Origin of the sequence: Actinosynnema sp. NPDC002837 (assembly GCF_040295345.1) — a bacterium.
In the GTDB taxonomy this organism is placed as follows: domain Bacteria; phylum Actinomycetota; class Actinomycetes; order Mycobacteriales; family Pseudonocardiaceae; genus Actinosynnema.
Genome location: NZ_JBEOVG010000100.1, coordinates 12,638 through 31,727, shown reverse-complemented (window position 1 = coordinate 31,727; position 19,090 = coordinate 12,638). Strand labels below are relative to the sequence as shown.

The window sequence follows — 19,090 nt, the reverse complement described above, 5'->3', positions numbered from 1 at the left end:
CCCGGGAGATCCTCCCGGGGCGCCGTCGTGCTCGTCGGCTCAGTGACCGAGGAGCGGCACGTCCAAGGTGCCGAAGTGGTAGGCGCGCACCGCGGCCACCAGCTCGTCCACGGTCAGCGTCCCGTTGCCGTTGGAGTCGATGGTCCGGAAGGCCTCGACCGCCGACGCGGGGTCCACCCCGATGGCGTCCAGCCACTTGTGGAACTCCGGCGGGCTCACCTCGCCGTCGCCGTCGGTGTCGCACAGGCCCACCATGGCCGCGACCGTCGGCCGGATCACCCGGTTGAACCCGGCGTCACCCTCGGCGAACACCTGCGCCTCGACCACGCTGAGGAACTGCTCCTCGGTCATCGAGCCGTCCGCGCCCACACCGGCCTTGGTCGCCAGGAACTCGTACATGGAGATGTAGGCGTCGATCAGCGCCCGCGCCTGCGGTGACGACTTGTCCTCGCCGAACGCCTCGATGATGCGACTGGCCTCGGCCTCGTAATCGGACTTCTCGATGCTGCCGTTGCCGTTGACGTCCCACTTCTCGAAGCGCTTCTTGAGCCGATCGCTCTTGACCGCCGTGGACATGACCATTCGGACACTCCTCAAAGATTCTGCGAAACCTGACGTGCTGCTCCCGGTCCGCGGACCGGCTCCCCGATCACGGGGCCCTCAAAGGCGCATGACCTCCCCTCCCGGCACGCTGCCCGTGACGTCCAGCAGCCGCCGCGAGTTCCTGGCCAGGTGGCCGAGGTCGTAACCGCTGTGCGCGACGAGCAGCACGGTGGCGTCGCTCGCGCGCAGCGCGGAGTCCAGGTCGGCGGCGGACGGCCCGAGCGCGGGCACCTCACCCGCGACCGGGTCGTGGTAGGTCACGTCGACGCCGAGCGCCCTGAGCTCGTCGGCGATCCGGAACGCGGCGGACTCCCTGGTGTCCGGCACGTCCGCCTTGTACGACACGCCCAGCAGGAGTATCCGCGCACCGGCGACGGGCACACCCGCGCGGTTCAGCAGCCGCACCGCCCGTTCGACGACGTAGGACGGCATCGCCGAGTCGACCCGCCGGGCCGCTTCCACCACGCCCAGCCGCGCGCCCTCACGACGGGCCTTGTCCAGCAGGTAGCGGGGGTCGACGGGGATGCAGTGACCGCCGACGCCAGGTCCGGGGGTGAACGGCTGGAAGCCGAACGGCTTGGTGGCCGCGCAGTGCAGCACGTCCCACACGTCCACCCCGAGCTGGTCGCAGAACACCGCGATCTCGTTGACCAGCGCGATGTTCACGTACCGGTAGGTGTTCTCCAGCAGCTTCGCCATCTCGGCCTCGCGGGTGCCGCGGGCCACCACGACGGAGTCGACGAACCGGCTGTAGAAGGTGGCGCAGTGCTTGGTGCACAACGGGGTGTGACCGCTGACGACCTTGGGCGTGTTGCGGACGCCGAACGTGCGGTTGCCGGGGTCGATGCGTTCCGGCGAGTAGCCGAGCGGGAAGTCCTCACCGGCCACGAGGCCGTGCCGCTCCAGGATCGGCCGCACCACCTCGTCGGTGGTGCCGGGGAAGCTCGTGGACTCCAGGATCACGAGGGTGCCCGGGCGCAGGTGGTCGGAGACGGTCTCGGCGGCGGCGCGGACCGCGTCGAGGTCGGGTCGCCCGTCAGGCGCCAGACCGGTGGGCACGCAGATCACCACGGTGTCGGCGCCCGTGATCACGGCCGGATCGGTGGTGGGGGTGAACCCGCCGGCGCGCATGGCGCCCAACTCGGTGTGCGACACGTCCAGCACGTGCGAACGGCCCTCGGTGAGCGTGCGCACCACGTCCGGGTCGGTGTCGTAGCCCGCCACCGTCAGACCCGCGGCGGTCGCCGCCGCCGCCAGCGGCAGCCCTACGTAGCCGACTCCGACCACGACCAGATCGAAGGACACCTGCGCCCTCTCCACATCGGTTGGGGTTGACCACCACGGCGGTCAGGCCTTGAAGCTCGCGCCGTGCACGGGCACGTGCGTGCCGTAACCCTTTTCCACCGTGACCAGGGGCGCGAAGCACGTCGGATCGCCGTAGATCGTGACGGCGCCGTCGGTCAGGTTGGCGAGCACGTGCGCTCCTGCCGGCAGCGACTGGCAGCCTTCGGGGTCGTCGTAGGTCTTCAGTGGAGTGACCTCGACGGAGAACACGACCACCCGACCGGTGGCCGCCTGCGCGGCCGGGCTCACCGGGACCAGCACGACGGCCGCGGCGAGCGCGCTGAGCACCACGCCGAACAAGCGCTTCACCCATTGCCTCCTCACTAGACGTAATCGCTGTCCGGAAGCTAACAGTCACCCAGAGCACCGAGCAGTAGTTGAACCGAACACCACTCGGGCAGGTTGCGATCTTCGGCGGTAGTTCATCCGGACGGTCATCGGACGGGCGGAACGAGTGGGTGTCGGTGATCCGACCACCGTCCGAATTCACGAGTTCGAGCGACGCTCACCGGACTTCCCTATGAGTTAAGAGAAATTTCAGACGCAGTCCGTGACGAACCCGCAACAGGGCGGCCACGGCAGGCACACCACCGCACGGACGAGCGCCCGCCCGCGCCCGCCGACGGCAGATCCGGCGGAGCTCGAACGGCAACAGACAGCCGACTACGGACGGTGAGACGCTGCCGGGGTGGCGCCTGAGTGCGGTCCACAGTGGACCTACGGCGAGTAACCGGACCAGCCACCCAGGGGACGGCTTCAGGGTGGAGGGTCAGGGATGGCGAACGGGCCGGTGGGACCGTGACCTGGCGAGTCCCACGGCTGACGGCTCGACGGAAGCGCTTCGCGACCGGGCGGGACGTCCAGTTTCGGCGAAGTGGACTGGGACGTCGGCGGTGGCCGGTCCTTAGGCTTCGGGCTGCCCCTTTCGTCGACTGGAGGTTTGCGTGGTGGAGAACGTGACGGCCGGGCCCGGATCACCGGAGCCGGCCGACCTGCCGGACGCGGCGGTCACGGCGGACGTGCTCGACGCGACGACCCGTTACGCGGCGTCGATCCTGGCCGCCCTGCCCGACCGACCCGTCGTGCCCGTAGGCGAGGTGACGCCCGCGAGCGATCCGCTGCCGGTGTCGGGGACGGGGTTCGCGGGCGCGCTGGACCTGTTCGCCCGCCGGTGGGCGCCCGGGTTCTCCGCGTCCGCCGGGCCCCGTTACCTGGGGTTCGTCACTGGCGGCAGTACGCCGGCGGGCATCGCGGGTGACTGGTTGGCGGCGGTGTTCGACCAGAACCCGGCCGCGTCGGACGGGTCCTCCGCGTCCGCGTTGGAACGGGAGACCGTGCGGTGGTTGGCGTCGATGTTCGGGCTCGGCGACGTCCACACCGGGGCTTTCGTCACCGGGGCGACGATGTCGAACTTCGTCGGGCTCGCCCTCGGTCGGGAATGGCTGGGTGAGCGGGCCGGGGTGTCGGTGGCCGAGTCGGGCGTCACCGCGCTCGGCCCCGTCAAGGTGTACTCGGGTGCGCCGCACTCCAGCACCTACAAGGCGCTGTCGATGCTCGGACTGGGCCGGGACAGCCTGCGCCTGATCCCCACCCTGCCCGACCGCGAGGCGATCGACGTCGCGCAGCTGGCCGCCGAACTCGACGGCACGCCCGCCATCGTGGTCGCGAACGCCGGAACCGTGAACACCGCCGACTTCGACGACCTCCGCGCACTGGTCGAACTGCGGTCGCGCACACCGTTCTGGCTGCACGTCGACGCCGCGTTCGGCGGCTTCGCGGCCCTCTCCCCCGCCTTCACCCACCTCGTCGACGGCCTCGCCGACGCCGACTCGATCTGCGTCGACCTCCACAAGTGGCTCAACGTGCCCTACGACGCGGCCGTCCAGTTCACCCGCCGCCGCGACCTCCAGGTCGAGGTCTTCCGCAACTCCGCCGCGTACCTCGGCCTGCCGACGGAGGACCCGGACTTCGTCCACCTCACCCCGGAGAACTCACGCCGCCTGCGCGCCCTGGCGACCTGGTTCACCCTCACCGCCTACGGGCAGGACGGCCACCGCCGGATCGTCGAACGCACCGTCGACCTCGCCCACCGCCTCGGCGACCTGCTCGCGGACACCCCCGGCGTACGCGTCCTGGCGCCGGTCCGGCTCAACGTCGTGTGCTTCACCCTCACCGACTCACCGACCCCGGACCGCATCGCCGAAGTCGCCCGCCGCATCGCGTCGAGCGGCGCGACCTTCCTCACCCCCACCGTCTACAAGGGACAGCCCGCCCTCCGTGCGGCCTTCAGCAACTGGCGCACGGAGCCGTCCGACCTGACCACGATCCACACCGCGATCGCCGACGCGTGCACGGACCTCTGAACGGCTTGCCCACGGCCTGGACAACGCAGCCGGCCCTGCGGCAGGCCGACGCGAAGGCACGCACACCTGCTACCGCAGGGTCCTCGACTTCGCTCCGGCTGCCCGGAGGCTTCGGGCACGACCTTTTGGCTCGGCGTTCAGACGCGGCACTCGCCTGGTTGGCCGGGGACTGTCGCCGCCTTCGACAGTGACGCCGGTGGTCGAGCGGGTGCTGCGGTTCGGGGCGGCGGAACCGAGCTGTCGACGGACGACCAAGGCTGCTGATCATCGCCAAGGCCACGGCTCCCACGAACTGGCGGGCTTCCGCACCGAACCAGGCTCCGATCCCACCTGCCAGCACGTCAGGACAACGTCGGCACCAACACATCGGTGAAGCCCGGTTAGGCGGAACCGACCTGTCGACCGACGGCCAGGGCTGCTGATCGTCGCCAACGCGGTCACAGCTCCCGCGAACTGGCGGCTTCCGCGCCGAACGCGACTCCGATCCCGCCGGCTGGCACGTCGGGACAACGTGGGCAGCACGTCGGCGGCCACGGTGTCCAGGATCCTGACTGGAGAACGGCCGTCCGCTTCCGGCCACGGCGCCAGCACATCGGCGAAGCCCGGTTAGGCGGAACCGAGCTGCCGACGGACGGCCAGGGCTGCCGAGCATCGCCGACGAGGGTCACAGCTCCCGCGAACTGGCGGCTTCCGCGCCGAGCGAGAGTCCGACCCGCCGGCCCGTCAGGACAACGTCGGCAGCACCTCGGCGGCCACCGTTTCCACGATCGCCTCGTCGCCGGCGAACGGGCCGTCCGCTCTTGGCCACGGCACCAGCACGTCGGTGAAGCCCAGGTCGTCCGCACGGCCCAGGAAGTCGCGGTAGCACTCGACGCTCGACAGCGAGAACACCGGCGCGGCGTCGGTCTGCAAGAAGCGGCGGACCGACGCCCGGTCCCGCGACTCGGCGGCCAGCGCCTCGTCGAACCGCGCCGACAGCTCGGCCAACGACTTCCACCACGAGTCCAGCGAATCCCGAGCCGAACCCACGGTCACCCACCCCTCGCCGTGCTTCGCGGCCAACGCCAGCGCTCTCGGACCGTTCGCCGCCAGGATGAACGGCGTACGAGGCCGTTGCACGCAGCCGGGAGCGTTCCGGGCACCCACGGCCCTGTAGTACTCGCCCGAGTAGTCGACCCGATCCTTGGTCAGCAAGGCGTCCAACAACTCGACGAACTCCTCGTACCGGCGCGCCGGGCTCGCGGCCTTGGTCGTGCCGCCGAACACCTCGACGTCGTAGCCGCCCACCCCGCCCGCGCCGACGCCCACGGCGAGCCTGCCGTCCGACAGGTCGTCCAACGCCATCACGTCACGCGCGAACGGCAGCGGGTGGCGGAAGTTCGGCGACGCGACCATGAACCCCAGCTCGATCCGCGACGTCGCCACCGCCGCCGCGCTCAACGTGGGCACCGAGCCGAACCACGTGTGGTCGACCAGCGGACCCCAGCCCAAGTGGTCGAACGTCCACGCGTGGGCGAACCCGTACGCCTCCGCCGCCAACCACCGCGGCTTCGCCTCGGCCCAGCGGTACTCCGGCAGGATCGTGATCCCGGCACGCATGACACCCCCTCTGATCGAACAAGCGATGCGTTCATTCGAACAGAGGAGGCGTGAGTGGTCAACACCGGATCGGGTGATCTACCGGCCGCCGACGCGCGAACGCCCGGCCCCGACCTCCACCGAGGAGTCGGGACCGGGCGCTCACCGGGCGCGGACCTAGCCCCAGATCGACGCCGCCCACTCGGGGTGGTCGATGAACGGGTTGCGGTTGCGCTGGTAGCGGTCGTAGATCACCTGGTTGCGACGCTTCTCGAACGCGTCCGGCGGGTCCTGCGCGTGCCACCGCAACAGGACCGACAACCTGCCGTGGTACGGCGCGGTGCCGTTGTTGACGTTGTCGTTCATCTCCAGGTTCGGGTAGCCGTCGCCGCCCTCGTACCGCACCGCCATGTAGAACAACATCCGCGCGACGTCGCCCTTCACCGCGTTGCGCGGCTCCCACGAGTCGGCGTCGGTGTAGTTGCCGGGAGCCTCGCCGACCGCTGAGCCGCCCAGGTCGAAGTCCTTGTTGCCCCGCTCCGCGTTCACCGACACGTCCGTCGGCCGCAGGTGGTGGATGTCGGTGCCCGGACCGGTCGCGGTGCCGAAGTCGCCGTGGGACTTGGCCCAGACGTGCTCGCGGTTCCAGTCGTCGGGGTCACCGCCGTTGGTGGTCTTGCTCTGCGAACGCCCGGTGTAGAGCAGGATCACGTTGGCGCTGTTGCCGGGGTCCTGGTCGGTGACCTTCAACGCCTCCCACACCTGGTCGTAGGACAGCTTGGTGTTGGTCCGGATGATCCCGTTCAACGCCGTCTTCAACGACGAGCCGGTCTTGCCGAGCGCGTTGCGGTAGTACGTGTCGTCGTAGCCGCCGCCGGGAGCCGTCGTGGACGTGGCGGTCGGCTGGGTGGTGGTGGATGTCGGCGAGGTGCCGGCGTGGGCGAACGCGGTCGGCGACGTGAGGCCCGCGTGCGAGAAGTACGCGGTCAGCGGACCGGTGACGTCGATCCGCGCGCCGAGCAGGCCGGGGTTGGTCCGCAGGCCCCACTGGGCCCGGAACGCCGACGTGATCTGCACGTACAGCATCTGGCTCGTGCTCGTCTGGGTCGGCGAGTCGGCCAGCGCCAACGCGTAGTCGGACGGGAAGTTCGACCGCACCACGGTGTTGGTGGCGGTGGGCTGCCCGACGACGTAGCCGCGCACGGTCGCGGAGGCGCCGTCCTGCCGGCCGACGGCCTGGGCGACGGTGATCGGCGTGGCGCCGGCGGCAGCGGTGGGAATCAGCAGGGCCGCCGCGACGGCGACGACGGAAACGACAACGGCGAGGGGGTCCAGCAGGGGTCGTGGTCGCACGATTGGATGTCTCCTCCCGAGCGCGGCGCAGGGTTGCCGCGCGCAGGCAGGATCGCACGAAAGATCACACGTCCGAGTGAATGATCACGAAACATTCGTCACGGGAAGAGTAGCCTTTCAGTCAACACTGAAGCTATTAAGGGCACTTACGCGTCATAGCCGGTGGTGGCGCGCGTGATCAGCTCCGCGTCGGCCTCACCGAGCCGCCCGGTCAACGCCGACAGCACGTCCGCGATCTTGCGCTCTTCGTAGGTGAAGTGCGTTTCCATCAACGCGGCCACGCCGGCCAGCTCGCGCTGCAACACCTCGGGCTCGACGTCGCCGAGCTTCCCCAGCGCGGCCAACGCGTCCGACACGATCCGGTGGTCGCGGCCCAGCTCGTCGAGCACCGGCCGCAGCTCCGGGTGCTCCCGGGCCAGCACGGGGAACACGCCGTCGTCCTCCGCGGTGTGGTGCCGCTCCAGCGCGGCGCAGAACGACAGGCAGTGCGACCACAGGTCGGTGACCTGCGCGCCGTCGGCCAGGCCGTTGCTCAACGCCTCCAGCCGCTCGCGCAGCGCGATGTGCGCCTGCACGAGCTGGTTCCCGAACGCCTCCAAGCGCGACGACGGTTCGATGACGTGCTCACCTTCGGACGGGGACCATGATCGCGGGCACCGGGACCACCAGACCGTCTCCGCCGGAGAACCGCGCCGCCGTCACCCCCACCCGCCTTTTCGATCTTCTCACGGTCCCCGGCGCACCCGATCGCCGGGCGGGGGTTCGCGGTCAGCTCGCCGCCGACACCCGCTCCCGGCTCCGCGCCCACTCGGCCAGTCGCGGCGCGAGGAGCCGGTACACCTCGGGGTCGAGGCCCATGCCGGTGTGCGTGCTGTTCACCTCGACGCAGTCCGCGCACGGGTCGGCGCACAGCTCCCAGGGCGCGATGAGGTCGTTGCGGGAGAACACGGCGATGGCGGGCACCTTCAACGGCTGCGCCATGGCCGCGGAGTTGGTGTCGTAGCACGTGCCCGCGAAGCAGTCCTGGTCCAGCAGGCCCGGAACGCCGGCACTCGACAACCGCGCCATCGTCCGCGCCACCCGCATCACGCTGGGGTGCGCGCCGAGTTGGTCCAGCACCGGGCTGGCGAGCATGACGAGCCCGCGCACGAGTTCCGGCCTGCGCACCGACACCAGCCTGGCCAGGCCACCGCCGCGGCTCTGCCCGAGCAGCACCACCCGCCCGCCGGTCGCCTCGGCGTGCTTCTCCAGTCTGCGCTCCAACCGGTCGACCAACTCCGACGTGCAGCCGACGTTCATCCCGATCCGGGCGCCGATCGGCGCGTAACCCCGCTTGCTCAGCCAGGTCCTGGCCAGTCGCAGGCTCCAGTCGCCGAAGCCGAAGCCCGGCACGAGCAGCACGCCGAGCCCGCGTCCCTCGTCGCGGTCGACGGCGCGCCACGCCGGGTGGGCCAGCAGGCGCGGGATGCCGAGCAGCGCCACGAGCACCTGTTCGCGGGCCACCGCACGGGTCACCTTCACCGCGCCCATCCGACCTCCCTGCGTCGTCGCCGGGTCACTGGGATTCCCCGTTTCGAGCGGTCCATACCTCCCCGTTTGTCGACGCAGGGGCCGGGAATAACAGTCCTATGTGGTTGTTGAGGCCGCCGGGCGTCTACCGGCCCCAGGAAGACACGTGGTTGATGGCCGAGGCCTTGGCGGAGGCCGGCATACCGAGTGGCGGCCGGGTGCTCGACGTGTGCACCGGCACCGGCGCGCTCGCGGTCGCGTCGAAACTGGCGGGCGCACGTGAGATCACGGTGGTGGACGTGAGCAGACGCGCCTTGCTCGCCGCCTGGGTCAACGCCCGGTTGCGCGGCACGTCGGTGCGCGTGCGGCACGGCGACTTCGGCGACCTGGTCGGGGACGGCGAGTACGACGTGATCACGGCCAACCCGCCGTACGTCCCCAGCGAGGGCTTGCCGGACCGCGGGCCCGCGCGCGCCTGGGACGCCGGTGCGAACGGCCGTTCCGTGCTCGACCGGCTGTGCGCGGTGATGCCGTTGTTGTTGGCGGACAAGGGCATGGGGCTCGTGGTGCACTCCGGGCTGTGCGATCCGGACGTCACCCTGAGGCAGTTGCGCGGCGGTGGCCTGAAGGCGTCGGTGGTGGCCCGCCGCACGGTCGCGTTCGGGCCGGTGATGCGCGGGCGGGCGGAGTGGTTGGCCCGGCGCGGGCTCATCGACCACGGCCAGGAGCACGAGGAACTGGTGGTGATCCGTGCCGACGCCGCGTGACGCCCGGGTGGTGACGGTCGTGCCCGGTGGGCCGATCCTGGTGGAGGGACCGGTCGAACTGCGGCTGGAGGACGGCGAGGTGGTGTGCTCGGACCGGTTCGTCGTCGCGGTGTGCGCGTGCCGCCGCAGCAAGCGTTACCCGCTGTGCGACACGAGCCACCGCAAACGACGTTGACCGATGTGCTTCAGAGGGGCAGGCGCAACGCCGTCTGCCCCTCTTCCCACGCGCCGAGCAGGTGGTCGCCGAGCCGCTGTTCGAGCAGTTCCGTGGCCTGCACGCCGAACACCACCGACGCGGTCAGCTCGGGCTCGCGGGCCAGCAGGTCGCCGATCACGTCCCGCCGCATCACCTGCTCGTGCACCGCGTCCGCCTCGATGTGCTCGGTGAAGAACTCCACGCAGTCCGGGTGCGCGTCCAGCCGTGCCAACGCCTTCGCCATGCGGGTGGCGCTGGGCGCGGTGGTGATCTCGGCGGCGGCGAAGTGCCCCACCAGCGCGCCGCGCAACGACCGGTGCAGCCCGCACAACGACATCAGGTTGACCGTCGCCAGCATCACCGCAGGAGCGTGCTCCAGGTACCGCAGGTAGCCGTTGTCCAGCCCGGCGCCCGCGAGCAGGTCGGCGAACAACCGCGAGTGCATGCGGTCGCCGCGCCCGCCACCGAACTCGTCGAACTCGACGGCCACCAGCGCCGCCTTCGCCGCACCGCGCAGGCGCGGGATCACCCACGCGTGCGGGTCCGCCTCCTTCAGGTGGTAGATCGAGCGCAACGCCAGGTACTCGCGCATGTGCCACCACTCCCCCTCGTCCTTGAGGAAGTGGCTCACGCCCGCGCCGTCGACCGGCTCCACCAGCAGCTCGTCCAGCACACCGCCGATGTCCTCGCCACCGGGCACGTCGGCCCGCAGCGCGTCCAGGAACACCTGTTCCAACACGGCGCGGAAGCCCAACAGCCCCGGGTCCCACTCCCAGGCGTCCGACACGTCCGCGAAGCCCTGGTAGTGCAGCTCGTAGCACACGTGCAGGGCCAGTTGCAGGTCTTCGCCGTACGGTTCGGCCGACACGTGCGACGGCAGGCCGGCCGCCGGCGGGTCGCCGCGCAGGGCGTCCAGGACGGCGGCGGACAGGGGGCCGCGCGGCGCGGGCAGCACCGCTCGGTCGAGGGCAGGGTCCACAGTGGTCATGACCGTGGACTACCCGCTCCGGTCGGGGTGCACGCGAGCATCTCCACGGCGGCCTCGGGTGATCCCGCCCTCAGCTGCCGTTGCGCGCCCGTTCCCCGGTCGAGCACGTCGCGCACCAGTGCGCGGACGAGGTCGCGGTCGTCGCCCAGCGCGTCGGACACGTGCTCCAGCAACGCCTCCACCAGCTCGACGGCGGGCACCTGACGTGCGGTGACCGGGTCGACCCCCGGGCCGGACAGCCCGTGCCGCGCCGCCGACCACACGGCCGCCGCCAGCACCTGGTCGTCCAGCTCGGGCGCGGCTCCCGCGGTGCGGGCCGTGTCGACGAGTGCCCTGGTCAGGCCCGCTTGGAGCACGGCGTCGTCCACCGTGGCCGCGGTGTCGGCGGCCCGGACCTCGACGGTCGGGTACCGCGGTGACGGCCTGGCCAGCCAGAACGTCTGGCTCGCGTCCACCAGCGCGCCACTGGCCACCAGTCGGGCCACGCTCGCGTCGTGCTCGGCGGCCGTGCGGCAGAACGGCGGCACGCCCGAGCCGGGGAACCGCGCCTGGTCCATCATCCGCCAACTCGCGTAGCCGGTGTCGCGATCCCGGTCGAACGGCGAGTTGCCGCCGAGCGCCAGCAGCGTCGGCAGCCATCGCCGCAGGTGGTTGACCACGTGCACGGCCGTTTCCCGGTCCGGCACGCCGACGTGCACGTGACAGCCGCAGCACTGGTAGCCCTCCACCTGGGCGCGGTAGGTCGACCCGACCCGCTCGAACCTCTCCCCCGCGCTCAACGCCGGCCGTGGGTCGGCCAACGGCGGCGACCCCGACGCGACCAGCCACAACCCCTCGGCGTGAGCCGCGTCGGCCAACTCACGCCGACCGGCCGCCAGCTGCTCGCGCAGCTCGTCCAGGTCGCCGCACACACCGGTGGCGAACTCCACCTGCACGGCGCTGAGTTCCAGGTGGGCCTTCGCGCCCGGCGGCAGGTCGCGCACGCGTGCCAGCACGTCCGCCACCCGTGCCGCGGGACGGCGCGTCGACGGGTCCACGAGGAGGAACTCCTCCTCGACGCCCACCGTCATCAGGCGGGATCGCGGCGCGGCAGCGGCTTGGTCGCCGGGCCTTCCAGCACGGCGCCGTCCACGTCGAACCGGGACCCGTGGCACGGGCAGTCCCAGCTGCGTTCGGCGGGGTTGAACCGCACCAGGCAGCCCAGGTGCGTGCAGCGCAGGGACACGCCGTGCACGCCGCCCGCCTCGTCGCGGTACACCCCGGCCTTGCCCGTGCCGTCGCGCACCACCCGCGCCTCGCCGACCGGCACGTCCGCGACCGAGTCGACCTCGGCGGACTTCAGCCGGTCGCCGACCAGGTCGACGGCCACCTTCGCGTTCAGCGCCGCCAGCTTCGGCGTGGCGCCCAGGGTCAGCCGGTGCGGGCTGAACCGCGACGCCAGCGGGTTCTCCCGGCCCACGATCAGGTCGGTCAGCAGTTCCGCGGCCATGGTGCCGTTGCTCAGGCCCCACTTCATGAACCCGGTCGCGCCGTACAAGGTGGACGAGCCCGGGACGTAGGGGCCGATCATCGGCAGGTTGTCGTAGGACGTCGGGTCCTGCGCGGACCAGCGGTGGGTGACCTCGGCGATGTCCCAGTGCTCGGCGGCGAACTTGGTCAGCTCCTCGTACGGCTCGCCCGGCGACGTCCCGGCGGCGTGGCTGCGCCCGGCGACGATCAGCAGGTCGCCGGACCTCGCCAGCGACCACGTGGTGCCGCCCGCGCTGATGCCCAGGCCCGTCGGCGGTGTGCCCGACGCCAACCGGATCGCGACGCAGTAGGAGCGCACCGGCTCCAGCCGCGCGAAGTACAGGCCGCGGTCCAGGATCGGGTAGTGCGTGGCGATCACCACGCGTTCGGCGACGACGGTGCCCTCCTCGGTGTGGACGCGGCACGGCGTGCCGTCCTCGATGCGGAGCACCCGGCTCGCCTCGTAGACCCGCGACCCGTCGCCGTCCACGGCCTTCGCGAGGCCGCGCACGTACTTCACCGGGTGGATCGCCAGCTGGTCGTCCAGCCGCACCGCGCCCGCGACCGGGAACGGCACGCCCATCAGCTCGCCGCGGTCGCGCGACACCGGCAATCCCGCCTTCACGGCGGCCTCGGCCTCCTTCTCGACCGCGTCGAGGCCCTGCTCGTCGAACGCGAACGTGTAGGCGGGCATCCGGCGCAGGTCGCAGTCGATCCCCACCTCGGACACCAGCGCGGCGACCCGGTCGACGGCGGCGGCGTTGCCGGAGGCGTAGTCGGCCGCGGCCTCGGCGTTGTGCTTGCGCTCGATGGTCGAGTACACAGTGGACTGCAGGGCGGTCACCTTGGCGGTGTTGTTGCCGCTGACGCCGCTGCCGACCCGGTCGGCCTCCACCACCACGACCCGCAGGCCCGCGCGCTTGAGCAGCAACGCCGTGGTGATACCCGTGATGCCACCGCCGACCACCGCCACGTCCACCGCCGTCTCGCCGGTGAGCGCCGGGAACCGGCCGTGCGGTATCGCCTCGGACCACAGCGAGTGGCGGGCGGTCGTGGTCGCTTCCGTCATGCTCTAGCTGATACCCGGGCATTCCGTGTTCGAACCTCCGTCCCCGCGGTAACCCCGGCGCATGCGCACCTTCACCGATCTCGCCGACCTGGTCGCCCTGGTCGAGGACCGCGCGCCCGCCCGCGGGCTGTACGTGCGCTGGTCGCGCGGCCCGGAGGCGGACAGCGACCGGCGCAGCCGGGACGGGTTGAGCGGCGTGCGGCTGCCCGGCCTGTCCGCCAACGCGCTGGCGGTCGAACCCTGGTGGGGCGACAGACCCCTGCGGCTCTGGGTGGCCCGGCGCCTGCACGACTACCGCCACCTGCGGGAACGCCGCGGGCCGGGCACCCGACCGTGGATCCTGGAGGGCACCGAGGTCGGTCGCGGCCCGGACAACGAGCCCCTGGTGGAATGCCGCCACCCGATCGGGTGGATCACGGATGACGTGCTCACGGAGTGCGAGCGCCTGGTCGAGGAGCATGCCGCCACGACGTGGGGCCCCCTGGACCGCGAGGGCTAGCTGACGGTGAACGTCCTCGTGGCGCCGCTGAACGGGGTGATCGCGCCGGTCCAGCCGCTCTTCCAGTCGCCGTGGTGGACGATGCGGTAAGTGCCCGAGGGGGTGTCGGCCGGGATCGTCCACGTGACCGTGGCGTTCGAGTTGGCCACGCCGTCACGCTGCCAGCGGTAGCGGGTGGACCAGTCGCCGTCGTCCGCGTGCCTGGTCCAGGTGCCGTCGACGAGGCGCTGCACCTCCAGGAACGTGCCGTTGCGGCGGAGGTTGTTCTTCGGGTGCCCGGTCACGAACACCGCCGTGGCGGTCTGGCCGGGGGCGTAGGCGGTGGCGGGTTGGGTCAGCACCTGGCCGAAGGAGTGCCACGGGGCCTTGTCGTCGAACACCACTCCGGTCTGGAGGTTGAGCTCGGTGAACGGCGGCTTGGTGGGCGTGGGGCCGGGCGCGAGCGGCGTGCCGGCGCGCAGCGACGCGGCGAGCGCGGCGAACTCCTGCTGGTAGGCGGGCAGGGTGTTGCGGCCGAACAGGGTCGAGCCGCCCTCGTACTGCTGGAGGTCGTACTCCTCCGGGGTGGTCACGTACTGGCTGTAGTCGTTGGCGTAGCCCTGCACCAGCACGTTCTCCAGCGGCACGCCCGCCTCGGCGGCCACCGCGCGCCGGATCCGCAGGCCGGCCACGATCGTCACCTCGCCGGGCACGGCGACCAGGTGCAGCGGCCCGATCTTCACGATCTGCAGCGGCAGCACGTTCGGCGTGGCCTGCACCAGGCCGGTCGGCACCAGCGACGCCTTCGGGTACTGGCAGTCCCGCAGCCACTGCGGCACCTCGACGTCCAAGGGCTCGAACAGCGCCTTCCACGGGCTGGTCATGCCCTCGCTGAAGCCGGGGATCGCCGGGCCGTCCTCGACGCTGCCCGCCATGGTGGACGCGCCGACCACGCCGGGGCACGTGGTGCCGGGTCGCCCGTCGGTGGTGTAGCGGCCGTCGACGGTCACCGCGGCCATGTCCACGAACCGCATCCGGTAGTCCACCGCGCCGGTGACCGGCGTCTGCGGGCCCGCGAACACCTGCTGCGCCTTGCGGTTCTGCCGCTCGCCGATGATCCGGGTGTTCTCCACCTCGTCCTCGGTCGGGCCGGAGCCGGGGCGCAGGTTCAGGTTCGGCGACATGTCGCCCGCGTTGGTGTTGGGGAACGCGGCGACGAACCCGGGACGGTCCTCCAGGTACCGCACGCCCCGGTCGTCGTGCTCCCACTGGTAGGAGGCGTAGCCCTTGTTGTCCGGGCTGATCAGCGTGTTCTTGTTGGTCATCGACGTGTTGTGGGTGGCGAACCAGCTGATCGCGCCGACGTCCGCGCCGTTCTGGCGGAACTTCAGCACCGTCATGGCGGGGTCGATCGCCTGCGGGAAGTGGCCCTTGTCGGGGTTGCGCTCGAACGCGACCCGGGAGCGGTTCACGCTGGCGTCGGTCAGCTCGCCGCGCCCCAGGGTCAGCTCACCGGGTTTGAGGTCTTCGTGGGCGCGCACGACCGACTCCGTGATGCCGTCGGTGATCGCGGCCAGCGTCTGCGGCTGCATGCCCAGGATCGACAGGTTGTAGGCGAGGTTGTGCGAGTAGCCGCCGGGCCCGGCGTGCGTGTGGGTGGCGGACAACAGCACGTTCTCGCGGGTGTAGAGCGAGCCGTACCGGGCCTGGAGCTTGGCCAGCACCGCTTCCTGCACCGCCCGGAAGATCATCGCCAGGTCCGCGTTGACGTACGCGACGCGCTTGCCGGTGGCCTGGTCTACCACGACGTACGCGCGTGAGCGCTGCCGCTGGTGGATGCCGGTGGTCTTCTGGTCGAACGCCGAGTAGCCCATCATCCCGTTCTCGGCGGCGGGGCCGGTGACGTCGGAGATGCCCCGGCCGACCAGGTACGGCTGCGGCGCGGCGTCCGCGACCGGCAGCCCCACCACGACCAGCGCGCCGACCAGCGCCGTTGCCGCCAACGACCGTCGCGAGACCCGCATCCGCACTCCCCGACCCGATCCGGTTCGCCATACGCGAAACGTCTTCATCTTTACTCGACGGTAGGTGATCCAGGACACGCGGGCAAGCCCCCGCCTGGCACAGTGGTCGTCGTGATGTCGGACGGCCTGCCGGACTGGTTGCCGGCCTGGTGCGCGGACCGGTTGGGCGACGAGCCGGTGGACGTGCTGTTCGCGGTGCGGCAGATGTCGACGGTGTTCGGGCTGCGGTTGGCCGGTGGGCGGGACGTCGTGGTGAAGGCGCGCGAGGACGAGGGCCGTGCCGCGTCGTGCGTCGCCGCGCAGGCATGGCTGGCGGGGCGGGGTTTCCCGTGCGCCCGGCCGCTCACGCCCGCGGACACCGTCGGCACGCTCGCGGTGCACGCCGAGGAGTACCTGCCCGGCGGTGAGCCGCTGGCGGGCGACTCGCCGGACGTCGCCGTGCGCTACGCGGAGGTGTTCGCCCGGCTGATGGCCGACCTGGCCGGCGCGACCGTCCCGCCGCCGCTGCCGAACCCGCGCTGGGCGCGGTGGGACCACGCGGATCCGGGGCTGTGGCCGGCGATCCCCCTGCTGGACGACCGGGACCAGACCGCCGTGCCCGAGCACGTCGTCGACACGGCGGCCCGGGTGCGCAAGCGGCTCCTGGCCGCCGACCTGCCGCGCGTGCTGGGGCACGCCGACTACGAGGGGCAGAACCTCCGCTGGCGGGACGGGGAGGTGTGGGCCGTGCACGACTGGGACAGCCTGGCGTGGCAGCCGGAGGCGGCGCTGGTGGGCGCGGCGTGCGGCTCGTTCGTGCACGCCTCGCCGCCGACGCTGGCCCCGGTCGAGAGCTCCGCCGCGTTCCTGGACGCCTACCAGGACCGCCGGGGACGCCGGTTCACCGCGGAGGAGCTGGAGGTCGCGTGGGCGGCGAGCCTCTGGCAGGCGGCGCACAACGCCCGTTGGGAGGCACTGCACGGCAGCGTTCCGGTGTCGGGTGACGCCGTCCGCGCGCAGTCGGCCGAACGCCTCCGCCTGGCGGACGTCTAACCGCCCCGAAGTGGTTCGCCGGGGTCGCACCGGCCGGCGCTACGGTGCCACCATGCGCACGGTGGCCGTCCTCGCCCTCGACCACGTCGTCCCGTTCGACCTGTCCACGCCGATCGAGGTGTTCACCCGCACCCGCCTGCCCGACGGCGAGCCCGCCTACCGCGTGCTGGTCTGCGGCGCCACGCCGACGGTCGACGCGGGCGCGTTCACCCTCCAGCCGCCGTGGGGCCTGGACGCGCTGGCCGACGCGGACACCGTGATCGTGCCCGGCTGCGCCGACGCGACCGCGCCGATCCCGGACGAGGTGCTCGACGCCCTCCGGAACGCCGCCGCGAGTGGCGCGCGGCTCGCGTCGATCTGCGCCGGGGCGTTCGTCCTCGCGGCCACCGGCCTGCTCGACGGGCTGCGTGCCACGACCCACTGGTCGGCGGCCGGCGCGCTGGCCGCACGCCACCCGGAGATCGAGGTCGACCCGGACGTCCTCTACGTCGACAACGGGCGGCTGCTCACGTCGGCCGGCGCCGCCGCCGGACTGGACCTGTGCCTGCACCTGATCCGCCAGGACCACGGTTCCGCGGTGGCCGCCGACGCCGCCCGCCTGTCGGTGATGCCGCTGGAGCGCGAAGGCGGCCAGGCGCAGTTCATCGTGCACGAGCAGCCGCCGACGACCCGCGGCTCCGTGCTCGAACCCGTGCTGCGGTGGATGGAGGACAACTGCGCGCGCGACCTCGGCCTGGCCGACATCGCCGCGCACGCGGGCATGAGCACCCGCACCCTCAACCGCCGCTTCCGCGAGCAGACCGGCACCACGCCGTTGCAGTGGCTGCACCGCACGCGCATCCGCCGCGCGCAGCACCTGCTGGAGGCCACCGACCACCCGGTGGACCGGATCGCGGCACGGGTCGGCTTCGGTTCGCCCACCGCGTTCCGGGACCGGTTCAAGCGGGTCGTCGGCACCAACCCCCACGCCTACCGCTCCGCCTTCCGCCGTCCGGCTCAGTCGACGCCCGCGTAGGAGTGCAGGCCGACCGCGACCAGGTTGACGAAGAACAGGTTGAACAGCACCACGACCATGCCGATGACGTTGAGCCACGCCGAGCGCCGGCCACGCCAGCCCGCCGTGGCCCGCGCGTGCAGGTAGGCGGCGTAGCAGACCCATGAGACGAAGGCGACCGTCTCCTTCGGGTCCCACCCCCAGAACCGGCCCCACGCCTGCTCGGCCCACACCGCGCCGGTGATGATCGCGAACGTCAGCGTCAGGAACCCGACCGCGCCGGTGCGGTACGCGATCTTGTCCAGGTGCTCGACCGGCGGCAGCCGGCGGCTCGGCTCGCCCTTCCTGGCGAACTCGCCCGAGCCGACCAGGTGCAGTGCGCTGACCACGCCGGACAGCAGGAACACGCCACTGGCCATGATCGCCGCGGCGACGTGGATGATGATCCAGTACGAGCGCAGCGGCGGCACGAGCGGCGCGGCCTCGGCGTAGAGCCGGTTGCCCGCCACGAACAGCAGCGACGCGATCGGCAGCAGCACGAACACCGACATCCGGCGCAGGTCGTACCGCGACACGAGGTACAGCCACGCGACGACGGCGATCAACCCGACCGCCGACAGGTACTCGTACATGTTGCCCCACGGCACCCGGCCGGTCGCCACACCGCGCAGCACCACCGACCCCAGGTGCAGCAGTCCGCCCAGGACGGTCAACGCGACACCCGAACGCCCCAGCCGCACGGCGAACGCGGGCGGGTTCGCCGCGTGCCGGGTCAGGGCGTACTCGGCAGAGCAGAGCAGGGCGGCGAGCATGTAGACGCCGAACGCGCTGGTGAACAGCCAGTCGCTGAGCAGGGCGGGCACGGCGAGGCGGTCACCCATGGCCGGCCCACAACTGGTCGAGCCGCAGGATCATCACCGGCACGCTCAGGCAGGTCACGGTCAGCACGCCAGCGCCCCACCGGGACCGCTCAGCCACCGACCACACCGCGCCGAGCGGCAGCACGACCGCCACGCCGACCAGGTAGCCGACGAACGTCGCCCGGTCCAGCTCCCGGTCCGAGCCGAGCATCGCCACCACCCCGACCGCGGCCTGCACCAGCAGGCCCGCCTCCAGCAGCAGGACGACCACCGCCAACCCGAGCGTCGGCCTGGTGCGCAACGTGATCGGGTGGTCGAGCACGGCCAGCACCAGCGCCCAGGCCGCGGCGGCCAACGCGACGACCGTCAACGCGGTCGCCAGGACTTGGATCATCGACAAACCCCTCCGAGCGGACTACTACG

The 19,090-nt window shown here is 71.8% G+C and carries 19 protein-coding genes; 6 read left to right on the top strand and 13 right to left on the bottom strand.

Features of this window, described 5'->3' with window-relative positions:
- Nucleotides 1-39: 39 nt before the first annotated feature.
- From ABTZ99_RS38545 to ABTZ99_RS38535, 3 genes are all read right to left on the bottom strand, one after another.
- Nucleotides 40-582 carry an EF-hand domain-containing protein gene (locus tag ABTZ99_RS38545; RefSeq protein WP_499618010.1) on the bottom strand — a complete coding sequence of 181 codons (543 nt, stop codon included), beginning with the start codon at nt 580-582 and terminating at the stop codon, nt 40-42.
- Nucleotides 583-660: 78 nt separating this feature from the next.
- On the bottom strand, nt 661-1,908 hold the full coding sequence (locus ABTZ99_RS38540; protein WP_498778990.1) for a nucleotide sugar dehydrogenase: 1,248 nt from the start codon (nt 1,906-1,908) through the stop codon (nt 661-663).
- A gap of 42 nt (nt 1,909-1,950) precedes the next feature.
- Nucleotides 1,951-2,256, bottom strand: coding sequence for a hypothetical protein (locus tag ABTZ99_RS38535; RefSeq protein ID WP_498778992.1), 306 nt, complete (start codon nt 2,254-2,256; stop codon nt 1,951-1,953).
- A gap of 638 nt (nt 2,257-2,894) precedes the next feature.
- Here ABTZ99_RS38535 and ABTZ99_RS38530 point away from each other — a divergent pair.
- Entirely contained in the window at nt 2,895-4,310 is a 1,416-nt protein-coding gene (locus tag ABTZ99_RS38530; protein ID WP_499618009.1) for a pyridoxal phosphate-dependent decarboxylase family protein, read from the top strand.
- A 723-nt stretch (nt 4,311-5,033) separates the two neighbouring features.
- On the opposite strand, the gene ABTZ99_RS38525 is transcribed toward ABTZ99_RS38530, so the two are convergent.
- The 4 genes from ABTZ99_RS38525 to ABTZ99_RS38510 all read right to left on the bottom strand — a co-directional run bounded on the left by ABTZ99_RS38525 (nt 5,034) and on the right by ABTZ99_RS38510 (nt 8,771).
- The gene (locus ABTZ99_RS38525) at nt 5,034-5,909 is read right to left on the bottom strand and encodes an LLM class flavin-dependent oxidoreductase (RefSeq protein WP_498778995.1); all 876 of its coding nucleotides are present in this window, start codon (nt 5,907-5,909) and stop codon (nt 5,034-5,036) included.
- 156 nt (nt 5,910-6,065) lie between these two features.
- The gene (locus ABTZ99_RS38520) at nt 6,066-7,241 is read right to left on the bottom strand and encodes an endonuclease (protein WP_499618008.1); all 1,176 of its coding nucleotides are present in this window, start codon (nt 7,239-7,241) and stop codon (nt 6,066-6,068) included.
- Between the two features lie 146 nt (nt 7,242-7,387).
- Nucleotides 7,388-7,840 (bottom strand): hemerythrin domain-containing protein, encoded by a 453-nt coding sequence (locus ABTZ99_RS38515; protein WP_499618007.1) that lies wholly within the window; start codon nt 7,838-7,840, stop codon nt 7,388-7,390.
- Between the two features lie 169 nt (nt 7,841-8,009).
- The gene (locus tag ABTZ99_RS38510; RefSeq protein ID WP_499618006.1) at nt 8,010-8,771 is read right to left on the bottom strand and encodes an alpha/beta fold hydrolase; all 762 of its coding nucleotides are present in this window, start codon (nt 8,769-8,771) and stop codon (nt 8,010-8,012) included.
- Between the two features lie 98 nt (nt 8,772-8,869).
- Here ABTZ99_RS38510 and ABTZ99_RS38505 point away from each other — a divergent pair, with 98 nt between their 5' ends.
- Together ABTZ99_RS38505 and ABTZ99_RS38500 are read left to right on the top strand one after the other, a co-directional pair.
- Complete coding sequence (locus ABTZ99_RS38505) at nt 8,870-9,517, top strand: HemK2/MTQ2 family protein methyltransferase (RefSeq protein WP_498779000.1); 648 nt, start codon at nt 8,870-8,872, stop codon at nt 9,515-9,517.
- Nucleotides 9,501-9,692 carry a CDGSH iron-sulfur domain-containing protein gene (locus tag ABTZ99_RS38500; RefSeq protein ID WP_498779001.1) on the top strand — a complete coding sequence of 64 codons (192 nt, stop codon included), beginning with the start codon at nt 9,501-9,503 and terminating at the stop codon, nt 9,690-9,692. Before ABTZ99_RS38505 ends, ABTZ99_RS38500 begins: the two co-directional genes overlap by 17 nt.
- A gap of 10 nt (nt 9,693-9,702) precedes the next feature.
- On the opposite strand, the gene ABTZ99_RS38495 is transcribed toward ABTZ99_RS38500, so the two are convergent.
- The 3 genes from ABTZ99_RS38495 to ABTZ99_RS38485 are packed head-to-tail and all read right to left on the bottom strand — an operon-like array spanning nt 9,703 to nt 13,279.
- Nucleotides 9,703-10,701: an iron-containing redox enzyme family protein gene (locus ABTZ99_RS38495; protein WP_499618005.1), complete on the bottom strand. Its 999-nt coding sequence runs from the start codon at nt 10,699-10,701 to the stop codon at nt 9,703-9,705.
- Complete coding sequence (locus ABTZ99_RS38490) at nt 10,698-11,771, bottom strand: carboxylate-amine ligase (RefSeq protein WP_499618004.1); 1,074 nt, start codon at nt 11,769-11,771, stop codon at nt 10,698-10,700. The genes ABTZ99_RS38495 and ABTZ99_RS38490 overlap by 4 nt, the downstream gene beginning before the upstream one ends.
- Nucleotides 11,771-13,279 carry an FAD-dependent oxidoreductase gene (locus tag ABTZ99_RS38485; RefSeq protein ID WP_498779006.1) on the bottom strand — a complete coding sequence of 503 codons (1,509 nt, stop codon included), beginning with the start codon at nt 13,277-13,279 and terminating at the stop codon, nt 11,771-11,773. Before ABTZ99_RS38485 ends, ABTZ99_RS38490 begins: the two co-directional genes overlap by 1 nt.
- A gap of 61 nt (nt 13,280-13,340) precedes the next feature.
- Here ABTZ99_RS38485 and ABTZ99_RS38480 point away from each other — a divergent pair, with 61 nt between their 5' ends.
- Nucleotides 13,341-13,778, top strand: a complete 438-nt coding sequence (locus tag ABTZ99_RS38480) for a DUF6098 family protein (protein WP_498779007.1) — start codon at nt 13,341-13,343, stop codon at nt 13,776-13,778.
- Here the strand turns inward: ABTZ99_RS38480 and ABTZ99_RS38475 are convergent.
- Complete coding sequence (locus ABTZ99_RS38475) at nt 13,775-15,781, bottom strand: neutral/alkaline ceramidase (protein WP_499618003.1); 2,007 nt, start codon at nt 15,779-15,781, stop codon at nt 13,775-13,777. The genes ABTZ99_RS38480 and ABTZ99_RS38475 overlap by 4 nt on opposite strands.
- A gap of 111 nt (nt 15,782-15,892) precedes the next feature.
- On the opposite strand from ABTZ99_RS38475, the gene ABTZ99_RS38470 reads away from it, so the two are divergent.
- Both ABTZ99_RS38470 and ABTZ99_RS38465 read left to right on the top strand, forming a co-directional pair.
- Nucleotides 15,893-16,813, top strand: a complete 921-nt coding sequence (locus tag ABTZ99_RS38470; protein WP_499618002.1) for a phosphotransferase enzyme family protein — start codon at nt 15,893-15,895, stop codon at nt 16,811-16,813.
- Between the two features lie 52 nt (nt 16,814-16,865).
- The gene (locus tag ABTZ99_RS38465) at nt 16,866-17,828 is read left to right on the top strand and encodes a GlxA family transcriptional regulator (RefSeq protein ID WP_498779013.1); all 963 of its coding nucleotides are present in this window, start codon (nt 16,866-16,868) and stop codon (nt 17,826-17,828) included.
- Here ABTZ99_RS38465 and ccsB read toward each other — a convergent pair.
- Together ccsB and ABTZ99_RS38455 are read right to left on the bottom strand one after the other, a co-directional pair.
- Complete coding sequence (gene ccsB, locus ABTZ99_RS38460; RefSeq protein ID WP_499618001.1) at nt 17,810-18,688, bottom strand: c-type cytochrome biogenesis protein CcsB; 879 nt, start codon at nt 18,686-18,688, stop codon at nt 17,810-17,812. The genes ABTZ99_RS38465 and ccsB overlap by 19 nt on opposite strands.
- A complete protein-coding gene (locus ABTZ99_RS38455) occupies nt 18,681-19,061 on the bottom strand; it encodes a hypothetical protein (protein ID WP_499618000.1) in 381 nt (126 codons plus the stop codon). Before ABTZ99_RS38455 ends, ccsB begins: the two co-directional genes overlap by 8 nt.
- Between the last annotated feature and the right edge of the window lie 29 nt (nt 19,062-19,090).

What these genes read in the sequence shown, in the direction of transcription:
- ABTZ99_RS38545 (WP_499618010.1), bottom strand. Translation starts at nt 582, where the DNA reads ATGGTCATGTCCACGGCGGTCAAGAGCGATCGGCTCAAGAAGCGCTTC.
- ABTZ99_RS38525 (WP_498778995.1), bottom strand. Translation starts at nt 5,909, where the DNA reads ATGCGTGCCGGGATCACGATCCTGCCGGAGTACCGCTGGGCCGAGGCG.
- ABTZ99_RS38510 (WP_499618006.1), bottom strand. Translation starts at nt 8,771, where the DNA reads ATGGGCGCGGTGAAGGTGACCCGTGCGGTGGCCCGCGAACAGGTGCTC.
- ABTZ99_RS38505 (WP_498779000.1), top strand. Translation starts at nt 8,870, where the DNA reads ATGTGGTTGTTGAGGCCGCCGGGCGTCTACCGGCCCCAGGAAGACACG.
- ABTZ99_RS38495 (WP_499618005.1), bottom strand. Translation starts at nt 10,701, where the DNA reads ATGACCACTGTGGACCCTGCCCTCGACCGAGCGGTGCTGCCCGCGCCG.
- ABTZ99_RS38490 (WP_499618004.1), bottom strand. Translation starts at nt 11,771, where the DNA reads ATGACGGTGGGCGTCGAGGAGGAGTTCCTCCTCGTGGACCCGTCGACG.
- ABTZ99_RS38485 (WP_498779006.1), bottom strand. Translation starts at nt 13,279, where the DNA reads ATGACGGAAGCGACCACGACCGCCCGCCACTCGCTGTGGTCCGAGGCG.
- ABTZ99_RS38480 (WP_498779007.1), top strand. Translation starts at nt 13,341, where the DNA reads ATGCGCACCTTCACCGATCTCGCCGACCTGGTCGCCCTGGTCGAGGAC.
- ABTZ99_RS38475 (WP_499618003.1), bottom strand. Translation starts at nt 15,781, where the DNA reads ATGCGGGTCTCGCGACGGTCGTTGGCGGCAACGGCGCTGGTCGGCGCG.
- ABTZ99_RS38465 (WP_498779013.1), top strand. Translation starts at nt 16,866, where the DNA reads ATGCGCACGGTGGCCGTCCTCGCCCTCGACCACGTCGTCCCGTTCGAC.
- ccsB (WP_499618001.1), bottom strand. Translation starts at nt 18,688, where the DNA reads ATGGGTGACCGCCTCGCCGTGCCCGCCCTGCTCAGCGACTGGCTGTTC.
- ABTZ99_RS38455 (WP_499618000.1), bottom strand. Translation starts at nt 19,061, where the DNA reads ATGATCCAAGTCCTGGCGACCGCGTTGACGGTCGTCGCGTTGGCCGCC.